We start from the raw sequence: 20,099 nt of genomic DNA on the forward strand, positions 1-20,099 counted from the left end.
CAGCGCTGACCTGAGCGGGGCATAGGAATCAAGGTCCTCCTCGATCCCTGTTGAACTCAACACACAGGTTCGCTGAGCGGACCAAACAGCTGGGCCGGAGCCTTTTGTGACGGGGATAACCACTCAGAGGCGGCTGGTGGCAGTCACCCGGAGATGGCGGGTCCGCTCAACGAACCGAGGCGCCCAATCCTTCAGTCGGACGATGCAGGCTATGAGAACCCTTAGTCCTAGCGTGAGAGGCTTTTCCATGCGCGCCGCCCTGATTCACGAGTGGAACACTCCCCCCCTCATTAGCGATGTTGCCGAACCGCACCGTCTTCCCGGCGAGACTCTCGTCCAAATTGATGCTGCAGCGGTAGGCCACCTTGACATCACCGTGGCAACCGGCGAGTTCACCCTGCAGCCGCCACTGCCCTATGTCCCAGGCGTGGAGGGATCAGGGACTGTGCTTGAATCGGACACGTTCGAGCCCGGGACTCAAGTAATTCTCCGGGACGGAACGATAGGCGTGGACCGTAACGGCACCTGGCGCGAACGGGCCGCTGTTCCTGACGCTGCGCTGACTCCACTCAGAATTCGTGTAAATCCGAGCGTCGCGGCGACCTTCTTTGTCCCGACTGCAACTGCTTACATCGCCCTGCACGACCTCGGAAGCCTCAAAAACGGCCAGACCGTCATCATTTCTGGCGCTACCGGAGCCGTGGGCTCAATGGCCGTCCAACTCGCGCTTCAAGCGGGCGCAAACGTGATCGCACTCGTCTCACGGTCCTCACGTCTGGCGCACCTGCCCGACGGCGTACGTGGGATAACAGCAGATGATGCGGCAGCGTCCGCCCTTCTCGCAGCCGAACGACCGGCCGACCTGCTCTTAGACACTATCGGCGGCTCCAACCTAAGCCAACGAATCAAATGGGTAAGGACAGGAGGAAGGGCAATTTGCGTGGGATACACAGCCGGCGCGAAATTCACTATCGATCTACCAAACTGGTTACTCACTGACGTCAGCATCGTGCCCCTGAGTCTGATAAGCAAGCAAGCACGCGCCAAGGAAGTCATAGCGCAGCTGTTACCCAAGATCGCCGATGGAACTATCCGCGTCGATTTCACCGAGTTCCCGTTCGAACAGACAGCAGACGCACTCCACCTGCTCATGAGCAGGGAAATTCGTGGACGGGCTGTAATCCGCTTTTAACCATGGGCCGGCCTGCCAGGCCCGGTACCAGTACTTACCCTCGGAGGAGCCACAGGTCGCCTGCCCCATGCGGAATCATTCGTCCAGATTCTTTGGACCTTTTCGACTGTTCTCAATGACCGCACCGCCGGTTACGTCCGACGCCGCTATGCGTAGGGCCCATAACTTGAAAGGAAGTAAGCCATCTTGGACCTACCAAAATACCTTGCCCTCTTGTTCGATCAGCAGACTTTGGACTTCGCGGCTTGGGAGAAGGAACTCTCACGCAGTAGGGTCACGTTGACATCGTCAGCATGGGCTGGCTGGTATGACGAAGACAGTTAGCGCAACTCCTGCAGTGCGGCCTCTCCGTGGGGAAACAGCGATTCGATGTAGCTCCCGCCAGCCCACCTGTTAAGCCGGGGTTTCAGAATCTACCCGTCCCGCTTTGATGTGATGCCTCCGGCGTTTCGCGGCTGAGCATTCGATGGTGAGGGCGGCAGCACTACAGCGGCGTATGGCTGACCTACACCCCAACCTGGCGTCAGGCAGCCCACCAAAACCCACCAGAGTAGGGTCCCTTTTCTGCTTTGCTGACAACAACGCATAGAGTTCCTAGGTCCCAACCTGATAGATCGAGCGCCTGCTAACAGGAAATACGAACAGGGGACCCCACCACCACCTGGTGGTTTCCCCTGTTCGTATGCGCGGTGTTTTAGGTAGCTGGCCCTGTGGCGATAGCAGCACCAGCGTCAGTTGCTCTCTTCACTCGATCTTCTGTTCCGCGAGCCAAACCCTCAGGTTTCCGAGTGAATGACAGCCACTACTCGACGGTTCGCGGCCCCTTGGGCGTCGGTCGTTGGCCTGGGGTAGACGGGGTCCGCAGCTCCCTGCCCGATGACGGTCATGCGCTTGTCATCCACGCCGTGAGCGATGAGCCAGTCCCTAACAGCGGTGGCCCGCTGCAGGCTCAGAGTCCGATTCATCTCGGGGTCGGCGCGATCGACCGGGTTTACGTACCCGGTGATTACGATCGTCCCGGGGTATTTAGTGATCAGATCCAGCAGTTCCGCGAGGGCCGGCTCCGCCGAGTCGAGCAGGGTCGCGCTGTAGGCGCCGAAGAGGACATCGGAGCCGAGCGTTCCGGTGATCTCCTTGGCAGTGCGCTCTACCGTGATTTGGCTGGTGTCGGCCGAAACGATGGAGTTGGTGGCCGGGAACGTCGCAAGATGGTCCGTCCAGGCAACGAGCGTCCCACCGCATTTTCGGGTGTAGCGGATCCAGAATTCCTTGAGCTGGGCCGCCATCTGGTCACTGAGACCGGTAGAGGGAGAGACGCCATAGATGCGCCAGTTTTCGCATCGCGGGATGAGGCCCTTGGCGGCTAGGGTGTTGATCGCGCTGACGGGATCGGCTAGCGTCTTGGAGTCCGTAAGGCTGATGCCGCCACCTTGGGCGACCAGGGGCGTCAGAAGCACCACGTCAACGGGCTGCTTGGAAGGGTTCCCAGACAGAGTTCCCGAGAGGGCGTTCAGCGCGTCGAAGACGTTCAGGCGTTCCGCAGTCTTGCCTCGTTCAAGGGTATCTAGAGCCTCGCCGACCTTTGCTGCTTTGCAGTTTAGGTCCTTGGTGCGGGCGAGGTTATTATCGCCCTCGCCCTCCAAAATGACGTTGCTGAGGAGGTTCAGGGCCTCAGAGCCGCCGGATACTCCATTGACGATGACGCGGGCTTTGGTGGTCTTGGCGGTGCTGATGACGACGTCGGTGTCTTGGGCGTAGGGCTGGAGCGCCGCACCTTCCGCACCCAGGATGGCGATCGTCGGAGTGTCGGACTTGATTGTCGGTTGCGGGAGCTGGCAGTTCAAGGTGCTGGCCCTGGCAGTGCTGGCTCCAGACTCGTTGTCGGCGTTTCCGCACGCCGCGAGCGAGAGAGACAGGATGACGACACCGATGGCAATGGCGGCACGCAAGCTGTAGGTGTGCATTATTTCCTTCTTTCAGACGGTGTGGGGTGTTGCAATTCCAAGATGCAAACCGATGGCGGCGGCGCAGAGCTCCGCGATTGTGGTGGCGACGTTCTTCACGGACAGCTGGTCGATACGGGTGACCGACCCGAATGGCACGGAGCGCCAGTCGTCCTCCATCTCGGGGTTGCAGCCGCGGAGGGGGTCGATGAGGATGAGATGGACCGACCCGGGCGGAAGGGCGTTTACGGCATCGTGCGTGGAGGAGGTCACGCTCTCGATGCCGTCCGTCGGGATCCAGTAGAAGGGGACCGTGCCAGTGGGAAGCCCGGAGGTCCGACTTGCCGAGAGGCGTAGTGCCGCGGGGAGGTCGTTACCGCCGAGGTTGACGCGGTTGCGGATGGCTGCCTTGAGCGGCCGGAGGTTTTTCTTAACCGACAGCGGACCGACGGCCAAGTGGGTAGCGGGGGTGGTCCCCCAAGGGACGACACCCGCTGTGCCGCCGCCGTACCGTCGCAACCACAGGAAGACGGAGATGGTTACGGCGCCGATAACGTCGTTTGGGTCCCCGCCCCAGACACTGAAGGTGGAGCCGCTCCAATCGGGGGCAGTCTCGAAGTGCAGGTGGCGCACACGAGTTCGGATTTCGGCTGGGTCTGCTCCCGAGAGGGCGGGGAGTGCGATGGGCTGAGCAACACCGGTCTGTCGAGGCGGTCCAGGGATGTGGACGCCGCTGGTCGCGGGGCGGACCATCTCAAGACGAGGGGTGCTGCCCACAGGGCGGCACCCGATCCCCCTGCTCACGCGGTCTCCTCGGCAATGTCATCGTCCTCTTCGGTTTCGTTGACGGGCGAAGTCTCCCTCACGGGCCGCAGCGGGGTGGCCGTGGCCTCGGTAGACTTCTCCGCCGTAGCCGACTTGGTGAGGTCTGGATCCTCGTCGAGCTGCGGCAAGTCGAGCTTGTTGATCTCGAACTGGTCGATGCGGGCTCTGAGCTTGTCGAGATTAATGCGGGTCGTCTCTCGTGCGTCCATGACCTTGGTGGTCGACACCTTGCTGAACGCTGCAATCGGTCTGATCCCGGTGACCTGGGCAAGGAGCTCCTCGTCGGAGTATTGCTTGGGAACTTTGTGTTCACCGAACAACGACTCTTGCGCGGGCTCCGGTTGGGAGAGGAGGTAACGGCGCTTGTAGGCGGAGGTCTGGACGCCGACATTGGCCGCGTTAGTGCCGATGTGATGTCCGCTCTTGGCGACGGTTGCGTCGTGCTCGTCGATCAAAGCATTGATTCGGCTCCCCGATGCGGTGTAAGTGTCCGTCGTCGTGGTCTGCTCCTTCTCGGCGGCGTTGGCCGTCTTATCGATGCTCCGCCAGCGCTTCGCCTCGGGGTTGGCGTAGGCGAAACCGAGGGCGATGGCCGCTAGCAGGATGGTGAGTTGGATGCCGAAGAAGGCGAGGCCGCCGGTGTCGGTTCCGAGGGCTTTGAGATACTCCGAACGGATGTAGCTGAGGGCAGCCAGGCCGGCGAGGGCGCCGAGGAGGCAGACCGTGAGCCAAAAGACGTCGAACACGGCAGGCTTTGGAAGCCTTTCGCGCTCGGCTACATCAGCCTGGCGGCGGTTCTCAAAGGCGTACTCGATGAGGCGGAGACGCTCGCCGACGGCTTCGCCCAGGACGACCAAAGCGAATACGGAGGAAAACGCGGCCAGGTGGAGGTCATCGGTGAAGGCGATCCCGGGAATCCATGGATGGTCTGAAAGCCCGAGGATCTGGTAACCGAGAGTGATGAGACCCCAGTCTCCGACGAACAGCCCGATCATGGCGGCGATGAGGATGACGCCCGCTTTTTTTGAGGGGATCGGCAGACCGGTCACCCGCATGCGACGCGACTGGAGAATGCGCTGACGCTCGGCCGACTCGTAGTTGCTGTTCGCCTTGAGTGCGGCGGCCTCAGCGGACTCGAAGTTGAGCAATTCCTTCTCCAAAAGGGCGTCGACCGCCTGGAGCTCATCGCGGGTGTCGAACCCAATCACGCCGGTGGCAGCGTCATGACCGTGCACGAGTGCGTCAATCGCGTGTGGGTGCGAGTTCACCCCAACGGCTGCGGGATCGAGAATGCCGGTCTGGCCGTCCTCGATTGCTTTGTTTTCGATGTCCTGCTCGGAGATGCCAGTGTTATAGGCGCCGTTGCGGAACGTCGAGACGTTTGGTGACGGCTTGAGGGGCGGTTTCGCCTGCGAAGTGGGAAACTTGAAACGCACGTTGTTCTCCTTAATGCTCTAGTGGGCGTACCAAAGCCGGGCCGGCGGTGCTGGCCGAGGCCGTTCTTGATGGATCGGTGGTCGCCGCCGGGGCTTTCATCCAACGCCGCCACAACGACGCCCACTGCTCGCCGAGCACATGAGGGTCAGACGTTTCGAGATTCTTCGAACCTGGTTCCCTAGTTGCCTGCCGAGCTTCGGACGACGTCCTGGTGCCTCTTCATCTCGCCGAGTGGCTGGGGTACCCGCCTTAGCCGGTACCCCAGTTGCTCGTTAGCGCTTCTTACTGGTTTCGCTCGCCTTGCGGCGGGACTCCGCGATCAGAGCCCGCTCGCGCTCCTCACGACGACGGCGCTCCTGCTCCTGCTGGTGCTTCCGGTACTCCTGAGCCCGCTTCAGCGCGGCTTCCTCCGCGCGGCGGACTTCAGCCGGCTGCTGCTGGTATGGCGGCAACATGGCCATTGCTTTCACCTCCTTCCTCCTGAATAGAGCCCTGTGCCAGTGCGTAAGCCCTGACGCCGGACGGGCCAAATGGTGATTCGAGCCCCACACCATCCGTGCACAAGAGCGTGAAGCCGCAGAGAATCGTCTTGGTGACCTCAGGCGGTCCTCGGATGCCTCCTCGTGACATCTGAAACGGCCGCAAAAGATGAGTCGCATTGGCCAAGGGCTGCCGGCTCATGAGGTCACTCATGACGAGCCCCCGAAGCGAGACGGACGTTCGATGTCCCTCCAAGAAGCAGCTCAGCCGACCGGAGAGCCGCGGATGGACTGGGGGCCAGAATCCAGCCCCCGCCGACAACAACGTCCAATGAATCCAGAAGCTCGAACTGGTAGATGCTGCTCATTTCGTCACCTCTCGCTGCCGCCGTTCTTGACTTAGACAAGAAACTAAGGCGAGCCCGGTGACGGCACACAAGGAGAACGGTGACAAAAGCAGTGCCTTCCGTCACGGATGCCGGGCAACGAGATGTGACTGGCAGATCCTTTGAGAAGCTTCACGCCGGCGTTACAGTTCTCGGCGGTAGCAAGTCCCATATTGTGAGGACGATGCGAACGCTTTTTTGAACTTGGTACTGAGCATCCCGGGAAGTTTCGTCCGCTTGTAAAAGAGGCATCCGGCGGAGCCATTAGGGAATCGAAGCCCTGAGGTCCAAACAGGTACTAGGCGCAGGGGAAGCGTTCAGGCATTGTCGACAGAGGCTATTTTGGCTGAGTCCGTGCATCAGAAAAACCAGATTCACGGGCGGTGGATAGAGGAGGCAGCATGAGGATAGAGATTCTCGCCGGAACCATTACGGTACATGCTCCCGAGGACCAGCGTGGCAGACAGCCCATCGAGATTACGGATGAACAGGACCGATGGCTGACCTTGACCCTTGTTTGGGCATCGAGGGTGAAATCAACGACAGTTTCTTCAACGAGACTTTCTGACGGTACGGGCCTGAGCACGAGCAGCGGTGCTCTCAAAAAGCGCCTGGAGCGGTTACGCAAATATGCAAGCCTCCCCATTAAGTCTGAAAGGGGAACAGGATACTGGATCGACTTGGCCGACGTCACAGTCGACGCTCTAGAGTTCATCGACCGCGCCGAGAGTGAATTTGATGTGCCCTTGGGGTTTCACGGCAGCAGGTCTATTGAGTCGATGCGAACCGCGCGCGCACTGTGGGCAGGCGGCCCCCCGACGTTCAAAAAGCTGACAACCCCCGCACCGGAAATGTACGCGAAGCTCAAGGACCTCAGAGCCAAGCTCCAGTCGATCGGTCAACGGTTGCTTATCGTAGATGATCAGATCGGGGGGCTCCTCGCCGAGCGCCTCCGTCACCGTCACGAATGCAAGGTGGCGCACAACCTCGACGAATACGGCCGTCTGAGTTTAGAGCAGCTCAAGGAGTTCGACTTGTTCGTTATCGACCGGCACCTCAGTGCTGACTACGGAGATCGCGGCGGTGAGGAGATTGTCGAGGACCTCAACCGGAAGGCGCTTGGCATCCCGATGCTCATGATGACGATGAAGCCCCCAGGCGACGACGGGTTGGGAGACTGGGAATCTTCCCTCGGTCTCGCGAGGTTAATTTACAAGGACGGGGGCGACGGTCCTGAAGCCGACTTAACAGGATTAGTAAGGCAGATCGGTGCGCTCATGGAGCAGTCTCCAGCTGAACTGGCCTGCAGGCAGATCGAAATATGGAGCATAAGAGCGCGACGGGTTGCCCGCAAACGTCTGGAGGCAAGGGCCGGGAACATCAGGGAAGTCAGTCAGATGGAGGAGGATGCTGAATCATTAAGGAAGGCGGCGGCAGAGAATAACTTGGCAAAGGCCCAGCGTGGGCGGCATGTCTTCAAGGGTCGCTGGGCTGGTGACTTTGTGTAGGCTATCCGCCCTAGTGCTCTTTTCGTTCACGGATTTGAAGGTCCGGTAGCTCCAAGGGGCATGGTGCAGGTGACAGAAGTCAGGTTTCCCTCGACCTTGACTGCCATATTTACGTTGTGTTTTTTCCCGAATACACGGTAGGTGTGTAACCCCGTTCCCCGGTCGGGGCGGGCCGCGTCCCGATGCCATCCTCCGTTGTTGAATCGTTCAACGACCTCGATCGGCATCGGCTGACCATCGTTACTGACGGTGAGCGAGACGGAATCCCGCTCAGCGCTGGGGTTGATTTCGAGCTTGATCGTGCCTTCTCCTTCCCGAAGACCCGCCGTGGCAGCCAAGGCATTTGTGATCAACTCGTGTAGGAGGCAATATAGCCAAATCCGGGGTCCGGCAGCGTTTACCCAAAGTTCCTCATTCTGACGGGTTAGGTCGTCTTGATCGCTCAGAATAATATCGGCAGTCTTCTGCCGCCCCCTGAAGTCACTCACTACTTCTTGACACAATCGGCCCAGTTCAAATGGCGAGTCTTCGGCCAGATACATTCTGGTCCGTTTCCAGGCTTCCTCACGATTCGAAGCCTCGCTCAGGACAGCATTGGCCGCCTGCTGCTGATGACGGATCATCGTCAGTATGGTTTCGAAGGCACGCGCCTCTACCGAATCTGTGGCGTCGACCCTGTCCACAAGCGATGAGAGCCAAGCCGGCGTAGCCGTTCGGGCCAAAGCACGCAAGGCCGAGCAGTCGCAGACGTGTAGTTCGCCTTCGGTTTCAACGACGTAGCCGCTTTCCTTCAAGCGCTCCACAGCTTCTGAAACGCGGACGCGCTCCGAGGGCAGGCGCCCCCCGCGCTCAGCCCACAGGTCGCCCACCGCCATCCATAGTTCTGCTGTCGTGCAGCCAACCCCAAAGTAGTCGTTGGAAAGTCCGAGGCCGAGGACTAACAGGTCTTCCTCTCGGTCCAGATCTCGTGCAATGCCTCGCACCAGGAGGTCATCCATGTCCTTCCTAGCCCAGAGCGCACTGATCCCGTCGATTGGGTCGTCAGCTCGGGCAGCGTCAATGAGCGTCCAGAGCACTCCGGGATGACCTCCCGCTCGCAAACGGATCCTATCGAGATCAACCGGCTGGGGAGCCATGCCCAAGACCGCCATCAACCAGGCAAGCCTACGGCGGCTAGCCTCAGTCCGTCCCGCCGGAGTATCGCGCGGGGCGATTACCTCTTCGAGCGGAAGCCTCGAGCAAACCAGGCAAAGAAATTGAAGGGCGCGGTCGGAAGCCTTGGGTTGCTCGCCGCCGTTAGACTTCCGGAGCAACGAGAGGACGTCAGGGACAGTTATCACGGGACCGCTAGCGCCTTCCTTGGAGTTGCTCAGTGACAGGCGCAGCAACGTGCCCGGAAGTCGACGCTCGCCCACGCTCATCCGGACTGGCTCCCCTCCCATCCAGCGAAGGCGCGGAAGATGGTTGTTGGAAGGCATCAGGAATTCAGCCACAAGTCCGTCCCCGTCCCGGACGACCTCGGGACGATACCCATCGTCAACCTCGTCAACCATGCGCTGGAGGGCTGCAACCCATAGTCCAGCTCCATTACGGTCGTCACTTCCCAGCAACTGTAATGCTTTGACCACGCCCTGCCCCGCTGAGTCGGACGGGTCAGGCGCGAACCTGGCCCTCAGCCCGGCAGGAGCGGGCTGAGCGGGATCGAACCACCTTGCCATCTCCTGGACCTCTGCAGTTCGCCAGGACCAGCGGGCGAATGTCGTCGGCCGCGGTAGCTGCTGCTGTCCGTCATGATTCTCAAGGGCAAGCTCGGCCAGTCGCAATTCTCCTAGGGCGATTATCGACTCTATGTATGCGGCCCAATCTGGTGCGAGATCCGCGCGCATATTGTTAAGTCGTTCGAGCAAGGAAGCAGACAGGACACCGATTGCGCTGGCCACTGCGTCCCGCATGGCTTTTAAAGCAAGCTCTGCATCGTCAGATTTCTCTTCTACTTGAATGCTTCGGACGCCGACCAAGTTGGAATCGACATCTGCACGTTCACAAAGTAGCCTCAGTTCTTCCACTGCCTCGTCCACTCGGACCTGAGCTTCGACTTGGTACTCCCTTATCTGGCGATCGAGGACATCAAGGGAGGCTGCTTCAAGGAGTTCGAGTCTCTCCGTGAGCTCGGCGGTTCGCTGCGCTTGGATGAAGTCACCCTCTCGCGCTATTTCAAGAACCGCCTCGTACGCCGTTCGGTCCTTTACGATGTCCTCGCAGACGGCTTTCAAAAGGTCAACTGGCGAAGGATTATCCGCGTGACGCGTAGTACAGAAGTATGCCGTCACGAATGGCCAGCTCTTCCAGCTTCGGACTGGGGTGTTACTGGTCCCCTCCTCGGCCCAACCAAGCAACCGAGTGATCTCGGCGGAGACGACAACGCTCTCGGGATTGGGCGCGACCTCCGCCTTGGTCCGGATTGACTCGGCAACAAGGATTATGCGCCTGAAAAGATCAAGTTGATCTGGGGACCAAGCCGGCCGGGGTTCGCGGGATTGGAATGTGTAACCTTTGGCGATCAATCGTTCTGTCGCCTCACTGATGCGGCGATGGTGACGGAGGAAGGACTTCCGGCGGCTAGCATCGATTTTCTTCTGAAGACCGGCTTTCCGGGCGGACTCATCTAACCACTTGTCGTCGTTGCCGTTCTGTACGAATTCTCCGCGCCAGGCTTCCACCGCCCCGATGTCCCTGCCGGCAAGCGCCTTTAGCAGCTGCGTCATCTCGCCCTCCGTCCCGAAAATGTATTGCTGGAGAGCCGTTCCTGACGCGGAATTCGACGGGTAATGCTGCAATCCCAATACGGCGGCTTCGGCTGACTCCCAAAGGTCTTCGCCACCATACAGAGGCACTTTCTGAAGTTCGACCGGAAGGACTCGGGGAAGCGGCCCATAACTCTGCCAATAAAGGGTCGCGACAGAATCGAATTCAGCCACGAGCGGATCGAGCACCCTAAGGATCTCGCCATCCAGCGAGAGATCGGTAGATCCGCTGTCAATATCGCCGAGAACCGCGGCCACCAGGTCTACTACTCGAAGGGCTTGGACCTCCTCGGGCCGGAGGTCATCGCTGCTGGTAAGCCCGGCCAAGATTGCTTGTCCTCCGGGGCCGCCCTCCGCAAGCGCAGAAGTGAACTCTAGTCGCGGAGGCATGTTCGAGTCCGGAATGAAGCTTCGGATCAAACATGCGGCTCCCCAGTTTCCGTCTTCCAACATGCAATTCAGGAGAATCTTTCCGCTCTCGACATCTACTTTTCCCGCAGCAAGGCTCTCGGAAAGTCCCACAGCTCCTGTGGAGCGCAACACCTCTCGAGGGAGACCAAATCGGCTACACGCTTCGGCGACTTGGGTGGTGCCATTTTGAGCAACCATGGTCCTGATGGCGTCAAAGGACCTGGCCTCGACTGCCTCCAAGAGGTTCTGGGCGAGAGCAGGCATAGCCGGCATAAGCTGCGGAACCTGGACGTCGTCGCGTGTACGAATTGGATCGATGCCGGTCAGCGCGCGCCACACGGAATCCGCAAACCACGCTGAGTCTACTTTGACGCCCATTTCTCCGGTGGAACGGCGATTCCGGAGACCTGCGTCCACGGAGAGCGGATTGAATGAGCCCAACAAAACCGTGTCATCATGCGAAACGACCTTCGCATGCATCATCCCGTTGAACTGGACATCTACCGAGGGTGGTGACGATCCGTCTTTCCTACTCAGCTCATCGATCCGACTCCTCCCGTCTCCCCTGACCTCCCAATAGCGCATGGACATCTGCAGGCCCTTCTCCGCACGGGCGAGGGCCAATTCGACGATCTCTCCTGTCAGTGCACTGTCACTGAGCCCGTGTGAAGTTACAAGAACCCGGGAAGCAGCTTTTTGGAGGGCGCCTTGGAGAATGCCGCGATGTTGGAGGTCTGTCACGATTTCCACGGAGGGACGCCGGCTCGATAATTTAGTCCGGGCCACTTGGACAGCGTCGATCCAGCCTAGTGCCCAGGCATTTACCTGAGCATCGAGAGCGTTGTTTTCGCCGAGCACCTCCCTCCACGCGGGCAGCTGCAGCTGGGCTCTCTCAGGTTCGACACGTGGCCCGAATGCACCTCGGATCCGGTTTAGGCTGTTAGCCAGAATCGGCTCGGGCATCTTGTAGTGCAAATAGGCCAAAGCTGCCTCTATCGCGGGAGCAGCAGCTTCGGTGTCGCTGTTCTCCGCAATTTTTGGTGCCGCAAGGAGTACTCCCAGTTCGGTGTAGTCCGTCGTCGACAAGAAATTCTTGCTCGTAACTAGCATCTGCCGGTCATCGGCTACCGCAACCTTGGCGTGGCTGCGAGCACCCCTGCGCCTGCTGAAAAGTAATCGTCCGGGCAGCCCGGCCCGATTGATATGGGCAACCATTGAATCGAGCCAGTTGATCACACTTTGTTCTAGATTCTGATGGCCTCCTTCAATACCCCAGAGAAGTATTACTTGGACGCCTCGTTCGAGGGCGCCAAGGATCGGCTTCCTGAAATACTGAAGCCCGGCTGCCGTGACCCACGGCACTGCAAGTACGATCTGCCGGGTTGCCGATTCCATCAGCGTGGTCAACGAGCGTCTGTGATCTTCGAGAGAGCTGAGGAGGGTTAGGTCCATCTCCTGTCTGGCGAGCCACTGAGCGTAGTTAAGCACCTGAGAAGTCAAGTCGAAGGCACGGTCGTGTGCCCTTTGGCGCAGGCTCGGAGCGCACGTTGCCATGCCGGCCACTGTGCGTTCCAGTTCAGCAACGACCTTGGTTATGCCGCGGTCCTCGAGCGGCGCGCGTGTTGCCTGGGACTTGACCCGAACGGCAAACTCAGACCTCGGCAGTTCGTCTAGAATCCTTTGCAACCTGGTAGTAGCCGTAGTCCGGTCGCGGACGGATAATGCCGCGTCCACAACGGCGACAGTAAGTTCGCCCGTAGCCGACAGGTGCGCATCAATCCTGATTGGAACATATCTCCGCCGGGATACCACGTGTAGGAACTCGGGCTCGAGATGAGCTTCCACAACACGCAGGTTCCGCCCCTGATAAGCGTCACTCCGGTTCTGCTGTTCAAGCACATCCGAAAGGGCCTCGGCCAGTTCTGCCGAGGACACGCTCAAAGGATGTCGGTCTTCGGGCCCAATCGGTACGACAGCAGATCGATCCCTGGGGCTGCTGCGGCTTCGCGTGGGAGGGAGCACTCTGCCCGTCAGGCGCTCGAGGACGAGTTCTTCCGTCCCCCGGATAAAGCTGGCCGCGGTTCCGTCCTCGCCTGCCGACTCAAGCTCTTTCCGTCCATCATCCGTTAGGGCAAGAGACTCGGTGTCAGTGCCCATTTGAACGCTGATCCAGCCGGCCTTCCAAAGATCGGCAAGAATGTCGATTACCAGACGATGGGCCAATCCAAAGATGTCAGCCAGGTCATTGGGGGTCGCGGCCCCCTTTCCAATTGCCCGCAGAATCGTACGCTCAATGTTCCCGGCCCGGTTCAGCGGCGCCAACAATAGCCGCACCGTCACGATGTCAGCCTGTGCCCAAATTTCGAAAGCCATTATTCCTCGCTGATAAACTCGGCCGCGGAAAATACCGCGCCATCCGCGCGGAATCTCTGGACTATGGCGGCCCATTCAGGACCCGCCGCATTCTCATATACATCCAGACGGCCGACAATAACGACCATTTCTCGTGCCCGGCTAAGCATTACATTGATTCTTTCGGGCGAGGAGACGTGCCCGACGGTTTGGACAGCGGTGGCCCCGGGGCGCAGTCGGTCCCGCACGAGGGAAGCCAAAACAATATCGGCTTCGCGGCCCTGGAACCCATCAACCGTGTGGATCCGTTCAACGAGCTCTGGTAGACGGCCCTGAAGAACCTTGACCTGGCCCTTGTAAGGCGTGAGCACTGCGAGGCTGGGTCCCTGAGATCCTCCAGGGAAAGGGCTCATCATTCGGACAATGTTTGAACAGAGCACAGCTTCGTACTCGTTGGCCCAGAATCCAACCGAACGCTCAGCCCTACCAGTATCGACCCACACCAGCCGCTGTCCCCGCAACTGCGCCGGTTCCTTGAGCGGGTGCGCGGCTCTCGCGCGTAGCGCCCTTAGCCCGCCGCTCGCGGAATAGAAGACGTCTCCAACTATGGAGGAAACCGCCTCATCCATTCGGTATTGCTCTGTCAGGGAACGGACTGCAGCGCCGGCAAGCGTGCCGTCGAACAAGCGCGCGAAGGTACTGAAGTTACGGATATGCCGTTCCCTCGCGTCAAACATCGCCTGGAGTTGTGGCTCCTCGTAGTTTTCCAGATCCATGAGGAACCGCTCAACGTCACCTCGCCGATACGCTCCGATCTGCGCGTGATCCCCGACAAGTGTCCACCGCACACCCCTCACGAGCGGTAACGCAAGCTCGGTAGGCCAAGCCCGCCCTGCTTCCTCGACTACAACCCAGTCGAAAGGTTCGTCGGAAACGTCCGCGTTTAGTCTCTCCCGGGTAGCCACCCCTGTAGTGGCGAATACGATGTTGGCCGCACTCCTCACCCTGCGGGAGATTTCAGGGTGAGCGGACCTGACCCGGGCGATCCAGTCCTGAACGACGGGAACGAGGCTGGGTCGTTCTGCTCTGCCAGTACGGAGCCAATCTTGTGCTCTGGCAACGCTATGGGCAATGACGCGATCGGCCATGCTGGATGGTGTGAGAACGGCTAGTTCCGGATGAGGGTTACGGTCAGCACGGGAGGTCTGGATGCGCAAGGCAAGCGTGTCCATCTGCAGGGCGCCTTCCGAACCTGATGAAGGGATGATTCCAAGCTTCTTACAGATGCGGATCGCCAAATTTTCTAGCGCGTCATGCGACTGAGCCGACACGAGCACACGAGCGCCGGGATCGTCTTTGACAAATTGAAACACCGCTTCTGAAGTCACCTCCGTCTTTCCCGTTCCCGGTGGTCCTTGAAGCGCGAAGAGGGAATCATGAATAAGGATGTCGTGCACAGCCTCCCGGCCTTCGCCTTGGAGAACAGAAATTGCAGGTTCAGGGCTCTGTGCTAGTCGATTTAGCACTGCCTTGGGTTCAATGAGTTGGCGAAGGAGAGTGCGGTTAGTGGCTAGCTCCCTCACCGCCTCCTTCTGCCTCGCGATCTGGGTCTCGGTACCGGAATCACCTTCCAGCCGAAGCCAACCACGTTCGGCTGGAAGGGGCTTCCCCTGAAGCGCTAAAACTACGGTATCTGGATCGAACACATCCACAACTTCATAGACATGACCACGATTCCCGAAGGACATTTCGCCGTACTCAAAGAGCCGTACGCTGCCATATTGGATACTCTCGTCTGCGTCTCGGACAAATGAAGCTAAATCAGGACGCCGGGTGTCATGAATCGATTTACCGCTCAGAAGTTCGTTACTGGTCAGTTTCCGACCATAATCGTCTTCCATATTCCAACGAAGGGTGACTGTCGCAGTGCCCGCACGGCCGGGATCAAGTACATACGCATAAGTTCGGGAATCGAGAAGCGCCCGTTGATACTGGAGATACCATTCGAGGGTCCCTAGATAATCACGCTCCGCCTCAGACCATGAGTCGGAAGCCCCGGATGGTTTGACTAAAACCTGCCAATCGGGCCTACCTCTGCACAAGTGACGGGCAACATCGATGTCCTTTGGCATGGGTTCGACATCGACCATTGGCACTTTATCAACGAGGGCGCCCACCCGCAGCCGGTTGATCATTGCGCTTATATCTGACGACTTCCGCACAAATTTAACAATCATCATTTCATTGAACTCGCTGCTTCCGACCCGCAAGCGCTCACAAAACCAGGTAATTTCACGTCCAATGATTACGGTCTTCGCGCGACGCAGTTTTTCGACGCTTCCGCCGGCGAAGCCTTCCGCACCCGTCGGTGAATGAAGGATTTCAGCTCCACGCATGTCCAATTCGACCCGCTCGGTGAGCTCGTCCAGGCCATCATCGGTGAGCGCCGAATGTTCCACAAATTTCCATTTAAGGAGGGTCTGATCTGTCTCGTCTCGCATAACGCCGACCAGATAGGGAACGTCGGGCATTTCTCCCGATAAAATCGCGCGTGCGTCAGAGAATTCCGCCGAAATGGATCGGACTACTTCGTAGGCGGTCGGGCGGGCAGCCGGCTCCTCGTCAAGCATTCGCAGTAGAGTCTGGGCAAATTGTCCGGGCAGTTCGTTCGAGCGCCGCACCAGAGCTATCCGAACATCATTTTGAATTGTTCTTACATCCGCGATGGTTTCGACCGGCGCGGAAGTGTCCCCTATCCCGAGGAGCCAGTCCGCCGCAACCATGCCGAGTGAGAATATGTCTCCTTTCGGTCCTCCCAAGGTTCCGTTAGGGAGATCAAAAACAAACTTGCACCTTTCGGGAGGCATGTAGATTCGCGACGAGGGATCCTCTCTCAGATACAGGCTTCGCAATTGTGCGAGGTGGACTGTAGATCCCCGCATCCGGAACATGTTCGCTAGAAGAGCGCTCATCTCGAATCGGGCCAGACTTATATTGCCAATTTTGGCGTCTGTGCTCTTCATGGAGAGCGCGCCCGGCCACAGGCCTTGGTGGGATATTTTCGCGTCGTGGAGGGTAGAAAGGGCGTCAGATAGGTACCAAAGGTGCTCCAGGGCTTCCCCGCGATTCGCGCGCAGGAGTAGGCGATTCTCATGTTGGGACATGGGGCTGCCCTCACGGTACATGCGGACAAACGCAGCTCCGGCGTCACCGTCGATTCCCTCGATGCGCCCTCCATCCACAAACCGCGGCAGTGCCCTATGGTCAAGCCCTGCAATCCGCTCAAGTGTCCGTACCTCCTGCTCCCAGAGCAGGCCACCCACACCGCCCACTCCTAGATAGAGATTTAGGGTCACCACTTCATTGGCCGGATCGAGAAGCTCGTAGCGGTACAAGATATCCGGAACCAGTGCAGCGTCGTCCCCCTCAGCTGTCAGCCTCTTCCATCGGCGCCGTGATTTCCCCCCGGGCATCGCAGGCGCTCCTATAAGCGCATCAACGTATTCATCCGCGAGTTCTTGACTCAAGGCTCTCCCCCATCTGCTGACTGAACCTTCACCTCCTGGACGGAGAACCTCGGGAAATCTCACCCAACTCGCACCCTATCCTCGCCCGTCTGGAAATGGAACCATTGCGGGAGGGAGTCGGGCCTGTGCTGAATCGGCTCCAAGTCGAGAGTTCTCACGTCAGGGAACCACCGGCGAGTTGCTTTCTTTGGTTGTTCTTCGATGTCGCGGTTGTAGAAGGAATTTTGTGGGTCGAGGAGGGCACTCGGATCGCACTGTCCAAGATCATCAATGGCAAAGAGCATCAGAGTGTAAGGCACCCTCGACAAGCAGGTGCGCAATGGGGCGACCTTGGTGAGCCTCATAGAACGCTGGCACACGCTGACGCCGGGACAGGAAGTCAAGGTCAGGGAAGCCGGCCACGCCCCGCCGCGGGCGTCATCGACAACATGACCCGGAGGTTCGGTCATAAGGGTTTAGATAGACGGGAAGTCCCTGGGGCGGATGTTCCTGGGCCGGAGACCCCGTCGAGATCCTCTCTGCATTGGAAACCCCTGACCCCTTTTAGGGTGCAGCGGCAGGACGACCGCCCGTCAGGGGCTGAAGCGGGGTTCAGGACGCTGGTCAGGGCGACAGTATGTGTCGGGATGGGCGGGTTCGCTCCATCGGACCACCAGATGGGGCCTATCCACTGCGTCATTCGGATGTTTTCGGCCCGGTTCATCGGCGGCTCTTCGCCCAGTCCTAGGCCGGAGCCCGGGCTGGGCCGCCGGGACGGCCGTCAGCCTCTACCGAAGGGCTGACGGAGACCCGCCAGCGGCGTCGTCTCTCCCCGCTGCGGGAGGGGAACGGAATACCGGCAAGAAGGGGGAGGGCGCTTCGGCAATTGCGCCCGGACAATTAGTTCCGCTGCCCACAGCCGGGGAAAATCCTGATGGGTTATCCACCGCTACTGCTGCTGAGGGAGCTTTCCCGATGGCTCCCGATTTCCAGCCGTGGATAACCCGGATTGACCCCAACTATGGACAGCCCGCGTGGTCGCCTTGGGCGTTGGCTACCACTACGCGATTTAGAACAGCCCTGAGGGCGGTTCCTCGCAGGGTAGAGGGGCGAGTTTGGCGCGGTGGCCGTCGTCCGGGGTGCAGCCTTTGAACGGTCCATCTGTTGAGAGCAGAACGGACATGTGGTGGTCTGCGTGGTCGCGCCACCACACGCTCATCCCAGTGGTGCCGTCCAAGCGCAGGAACTCCCAAGCGCGCCAGAGCGCTTCGAGGCGGCTGATCGCTTCGGCGTGCTTCCACCACTGCGGGCACCAGGTCACACCGCCCTGCACGTTGAGCTGCCGGCGGTAGCTGGTTGCCAGCTTGTTGCTGACGAATTCAGCCACGTTCGGGTAGAACAGCTCCGGGGCGTCCGCGTCCTCCTCGGCTGGCTCCGAGGCTGCGGCGTTGTCCCCCAGCTCGTCGTCCCACTCCCCCAGGCCTTCACTCATTAGAGGCACCCGCGGTGACCCACCGGTTCCCGGCCGCGGCCGCCGGCCTGTTGGCAGGGTCATGTGCGGTGATGGAGGCTCGGACTGCATCAGCCTGCGGACCGCTCATCCAAGGCACTGTCTCCAGCATCGCCGCAGGGGCACCAGAGGCGAACATGATGGCACGGCCGCGAGGGAACGCGGCCAGGTCCGACACGTCCAGTGTGCGCTCCTTGCGGTCGTCGTCGTGGCTGTAGGAAGTGCCCTGTTTGGAGCGGCTTCTGGTCATGTTGGAGTAGCGGTACTCCCCCACGAGCTGTGCGAGCTCGTTAAGGAATTCGGCTTCGGCGACGCCGCCGCCGTAGACCTTGATGTTGGAGGCGCTCCAGAGCTTGCGCATCCCGTCGCGGCCCCACACCTCCACGCCCTGGGACCAGGACTGAAGGATGGTCATCAGGACAATGCCCCGGGAACCGTAGTGGCTGTAGAGGTTCGGCAGCTCACGCCACCGGCAGACGTTGGCTGCTTCGTCCAGGACACCGACCATGGGCGTGGCCAGCCGGCCCCCGGGTGAATGGACGGCGAGTTCTTCGGCTGCCTCGACCGTGGCCACGGTCAGCGCCGTCACCAGCGGGCCTGCGGTGCCCTTTCCTTCCTTGGACAGGCTGTACAGCGTCCCGTTGGATCGGACGAACGCTGCGGGATCAAACTGCGGCCGCTCGTCTTTTTCGCTCTGGGGTGTCACCCAGCGTGCCACTTGGCGGTTGGTGAGGCAGGAGGCCATCTGCAGCGCCGTGCCGTACACGCCGCCGCGTTGCTTTTCGGGTGCGTTGATGACGCCGCCGACGGCGTTGGAGGTCTGGGTGAAGCCGTGGGCTTTGAGGATGTCCACCGCTTCGTCGTCAGCGGGCCGGGTCAGCCAGGTGTGGACCTGCGTGATCGGGCGGCCGTCGAGGGCGGCGGCGAGCAGGAGCCCGGCGAGGAGATCCTGGCCGGCGGGATCGAAGTAGGCGTCCGTTTTGGCGTCCGGGCCGCGGGAACCGGCGGCGAAGTGATCCGCCAGGCGGGCTGCTTTCACTTCGTCCGTGACATAGGACAGGGGGTTCCACCACCACGTGGGTTCCTCGAGTGCGACGGACTGCGGGTCGAAGACCCAGACCGGCCCCTCGGCGGCACGGACGTCGCGCGTGCCGTCAACGATGTCCCGCTTGTTCGATGTCACCAACGCCGCTCCCGGGGCGGCGAGGATCGCCGGGATGGCCCGGGAAGTCGTCTTGCCCGTTCTGGGTCCCCAGATGTCGATGTGCATGTCTTCCCAAGATCCATAGACCATCTGCCCGCCGAGGACGGTCTTGCCGACCGGGACGCCGGGTGAGCCTTTCACTCCAAGACGTTCGGCGGTGGCCGTTGCACCGCGCAGGCTCAGTGCGCGCAGGTCACGGCCTTTGGCCATGTGCTGGGCGGCTGCGTCCACGCGGGAACGCTTGGACCGTTTGCGCATCACCGACCCGACCACCAAGACGGCCAGGACGATGACGAGGACGCCGAAGCCGATGATTACCCCTGTGGCGGCTGCAGGCCACGTGACTTTGTGCGAGAGCAGGCCGAAGACCAGTTCAAACGGGTTGACTGGCAGCTTTTGCCTATCATCGGAGAGCATTGACCCCAGGTGCACGGCGCCGGCCACCGAGCCGACCCCGAGCACCACGATCGTTATGACGATCCAGAGCAGGATCGCTTCGGTGTCGAGCTGGGAACGCTTGCCGCTGCTTGGTGCACCCATGG

The 20,099-nt window shown here is 60.2% G+C and carries 10 protein-coding genes; 2 read left to right on the forward strand and 8 right to left on the reverse strand.

Annotation, left to right across the window (positions count from 1 at the left end; all coding sequences use genetic code 11):
- The first annotated feature begins 247 nt into the window (after positions 1-247).
- On the forward strand, positions 248-1,192 hold the full coding sequence (locus tag AC1DDG_RS15410) for a quinone oxidoreductase family protein (protein ID WP_476876730.1): 945 nt from the start codon (positions 248-250) through the stop codon (positions 1,190-1,192).
- 776 nt (positions 1,193-1,968) lie between these two features.
- Here the strand turns inward: AC1DDG_RS15410 and AC1DDG_RS15415 are convergent.
- The 4 genes from AC1DDG_RS15415 to AC1DDG_RS15430 form a co-directional block, all read right to left on the reverse strand.
- Positions 1,969-3,156, reverse strand: a complete 1,188-nt coding sequence (locus tag AC1DDG_RS15415; protein WP_476876731.1) for an OmpA family protein — start codon at positions 3,154-3,156, stop codon at positions 1,969-1,971.
- Positions 3,157-3,168: 12 nt separating this feature from the next.
- A complete protein-coding gene (locus AC1DDG_RS15420) occupies positions 3,169-3,939 on the reverse strand; it encodes a hypothetical protein (RefSeq protein ID WP_476876732.1) in 771 nt (256 codons plus the stop codon).
- Positions 3,936-5,396, reverse strand: coding sequence for a hypothetical protein (locus AC1DDG_RS15425; RefSeq protein ID WP_476876733.1), 1,461 nt, complete (start codon positions 5,394-5,396; stop codon positions 3,936-3,938). Before AC1DDG_RS15425 ends, AC1DDG_RS15420 begins: the two co-directional genes overlap by 4 nt.
- A gap of 273 nt (positions 5,397-5,669) precedes the next feature.
- Positions 5,670-5,858 (reverse strand): hypothetical protein, encoded by a 189-nt coding sequence (locus tag AC1DDG_RS15430; protein WP_476876734.1) that lies wholly within the window; start codon positions 5,856-5,858, stop codon positions 5,670-5,672.
- Between the two features lie 805 nt (positions 5,859-6,663).
- Between AC1DDG_RS15430 and AC1DDG_RS15435 the strand changes: the two genes are divergently transcribed.
- Entirely contained in the window at positions 6,664-7,770 is a 1,107-nt protein-coding gene (locus AC1DDG_RS15435) for a response regulator transcription factor (RefSeq protein WP_476876735.1), read from the forward strand.
- A gap of 26 nt (positions 7,771-7,796) precedes the next feature.
- On the opposite strand, the gene AC1DDG_RS15440 is transcribed toward AC1DDG_RS15435, so the two are convergent.
- From AC1DDG_RS15440 to AC1DDG_RS15455, 4 genes are all read right to left on the reverse strand, one after another.
- Entirely contained in the window at positions 7,797-13,358 is a 5,562-nt protein-coding gene (locus AC1DDG_RS15440; protein ID WP_476876736.1) for an ATP-binding protein, read from the reverse strand.
- Positions 13,358-16,864, reverse strand: coding sequence for an AAA domain-containing protein (locus AC1DDG_RS15445; protein WP_476876737.1), 3,507 nt, complete (start codon positions 16,862-16,864; stop codon positions 13,358-13,360). Before AC1DDG_RS15445 ends, AC1DDG_RS15440 begins: the two co-directional genes overlap by 1 nt.
- 1,048 nt (positions 16,865-17,912) lie before the next feature.
- Positions 17,913-18,335: a DUF4913 domain-containing protein gene (locus tag AC1DDG_RS15450; protein WP_476876738.1), complete on the reverse strand. Its 423-nt coding sequence runs from the start codon at positions 18,333-18,335 to the stop codon at positions 17,913-17,915.
- Positions 18,328-20,097 (reverse strand): type IV secretory system conjugative DNA transfer family protein, encoded by a 1,770-nt coding sequence (locus AC1DDG_RS15455; RefSeq protein WP_476876739.1) that lies wholly within the window; start codon positions 20,095-20,097, stop codon positions 18,328-18,330. The genes AC1DDG_RS15450 and AC1DDG_RS15455 overlap by 8 nt, the downstream gene beginning before the upstream one ends.
- Between the last annotated feature and the right edge of the window lie 2 nt (positions 20,098-20,099).

The organism is Arthrobacter sp. 10L430 (assembly GCF_056395245.1).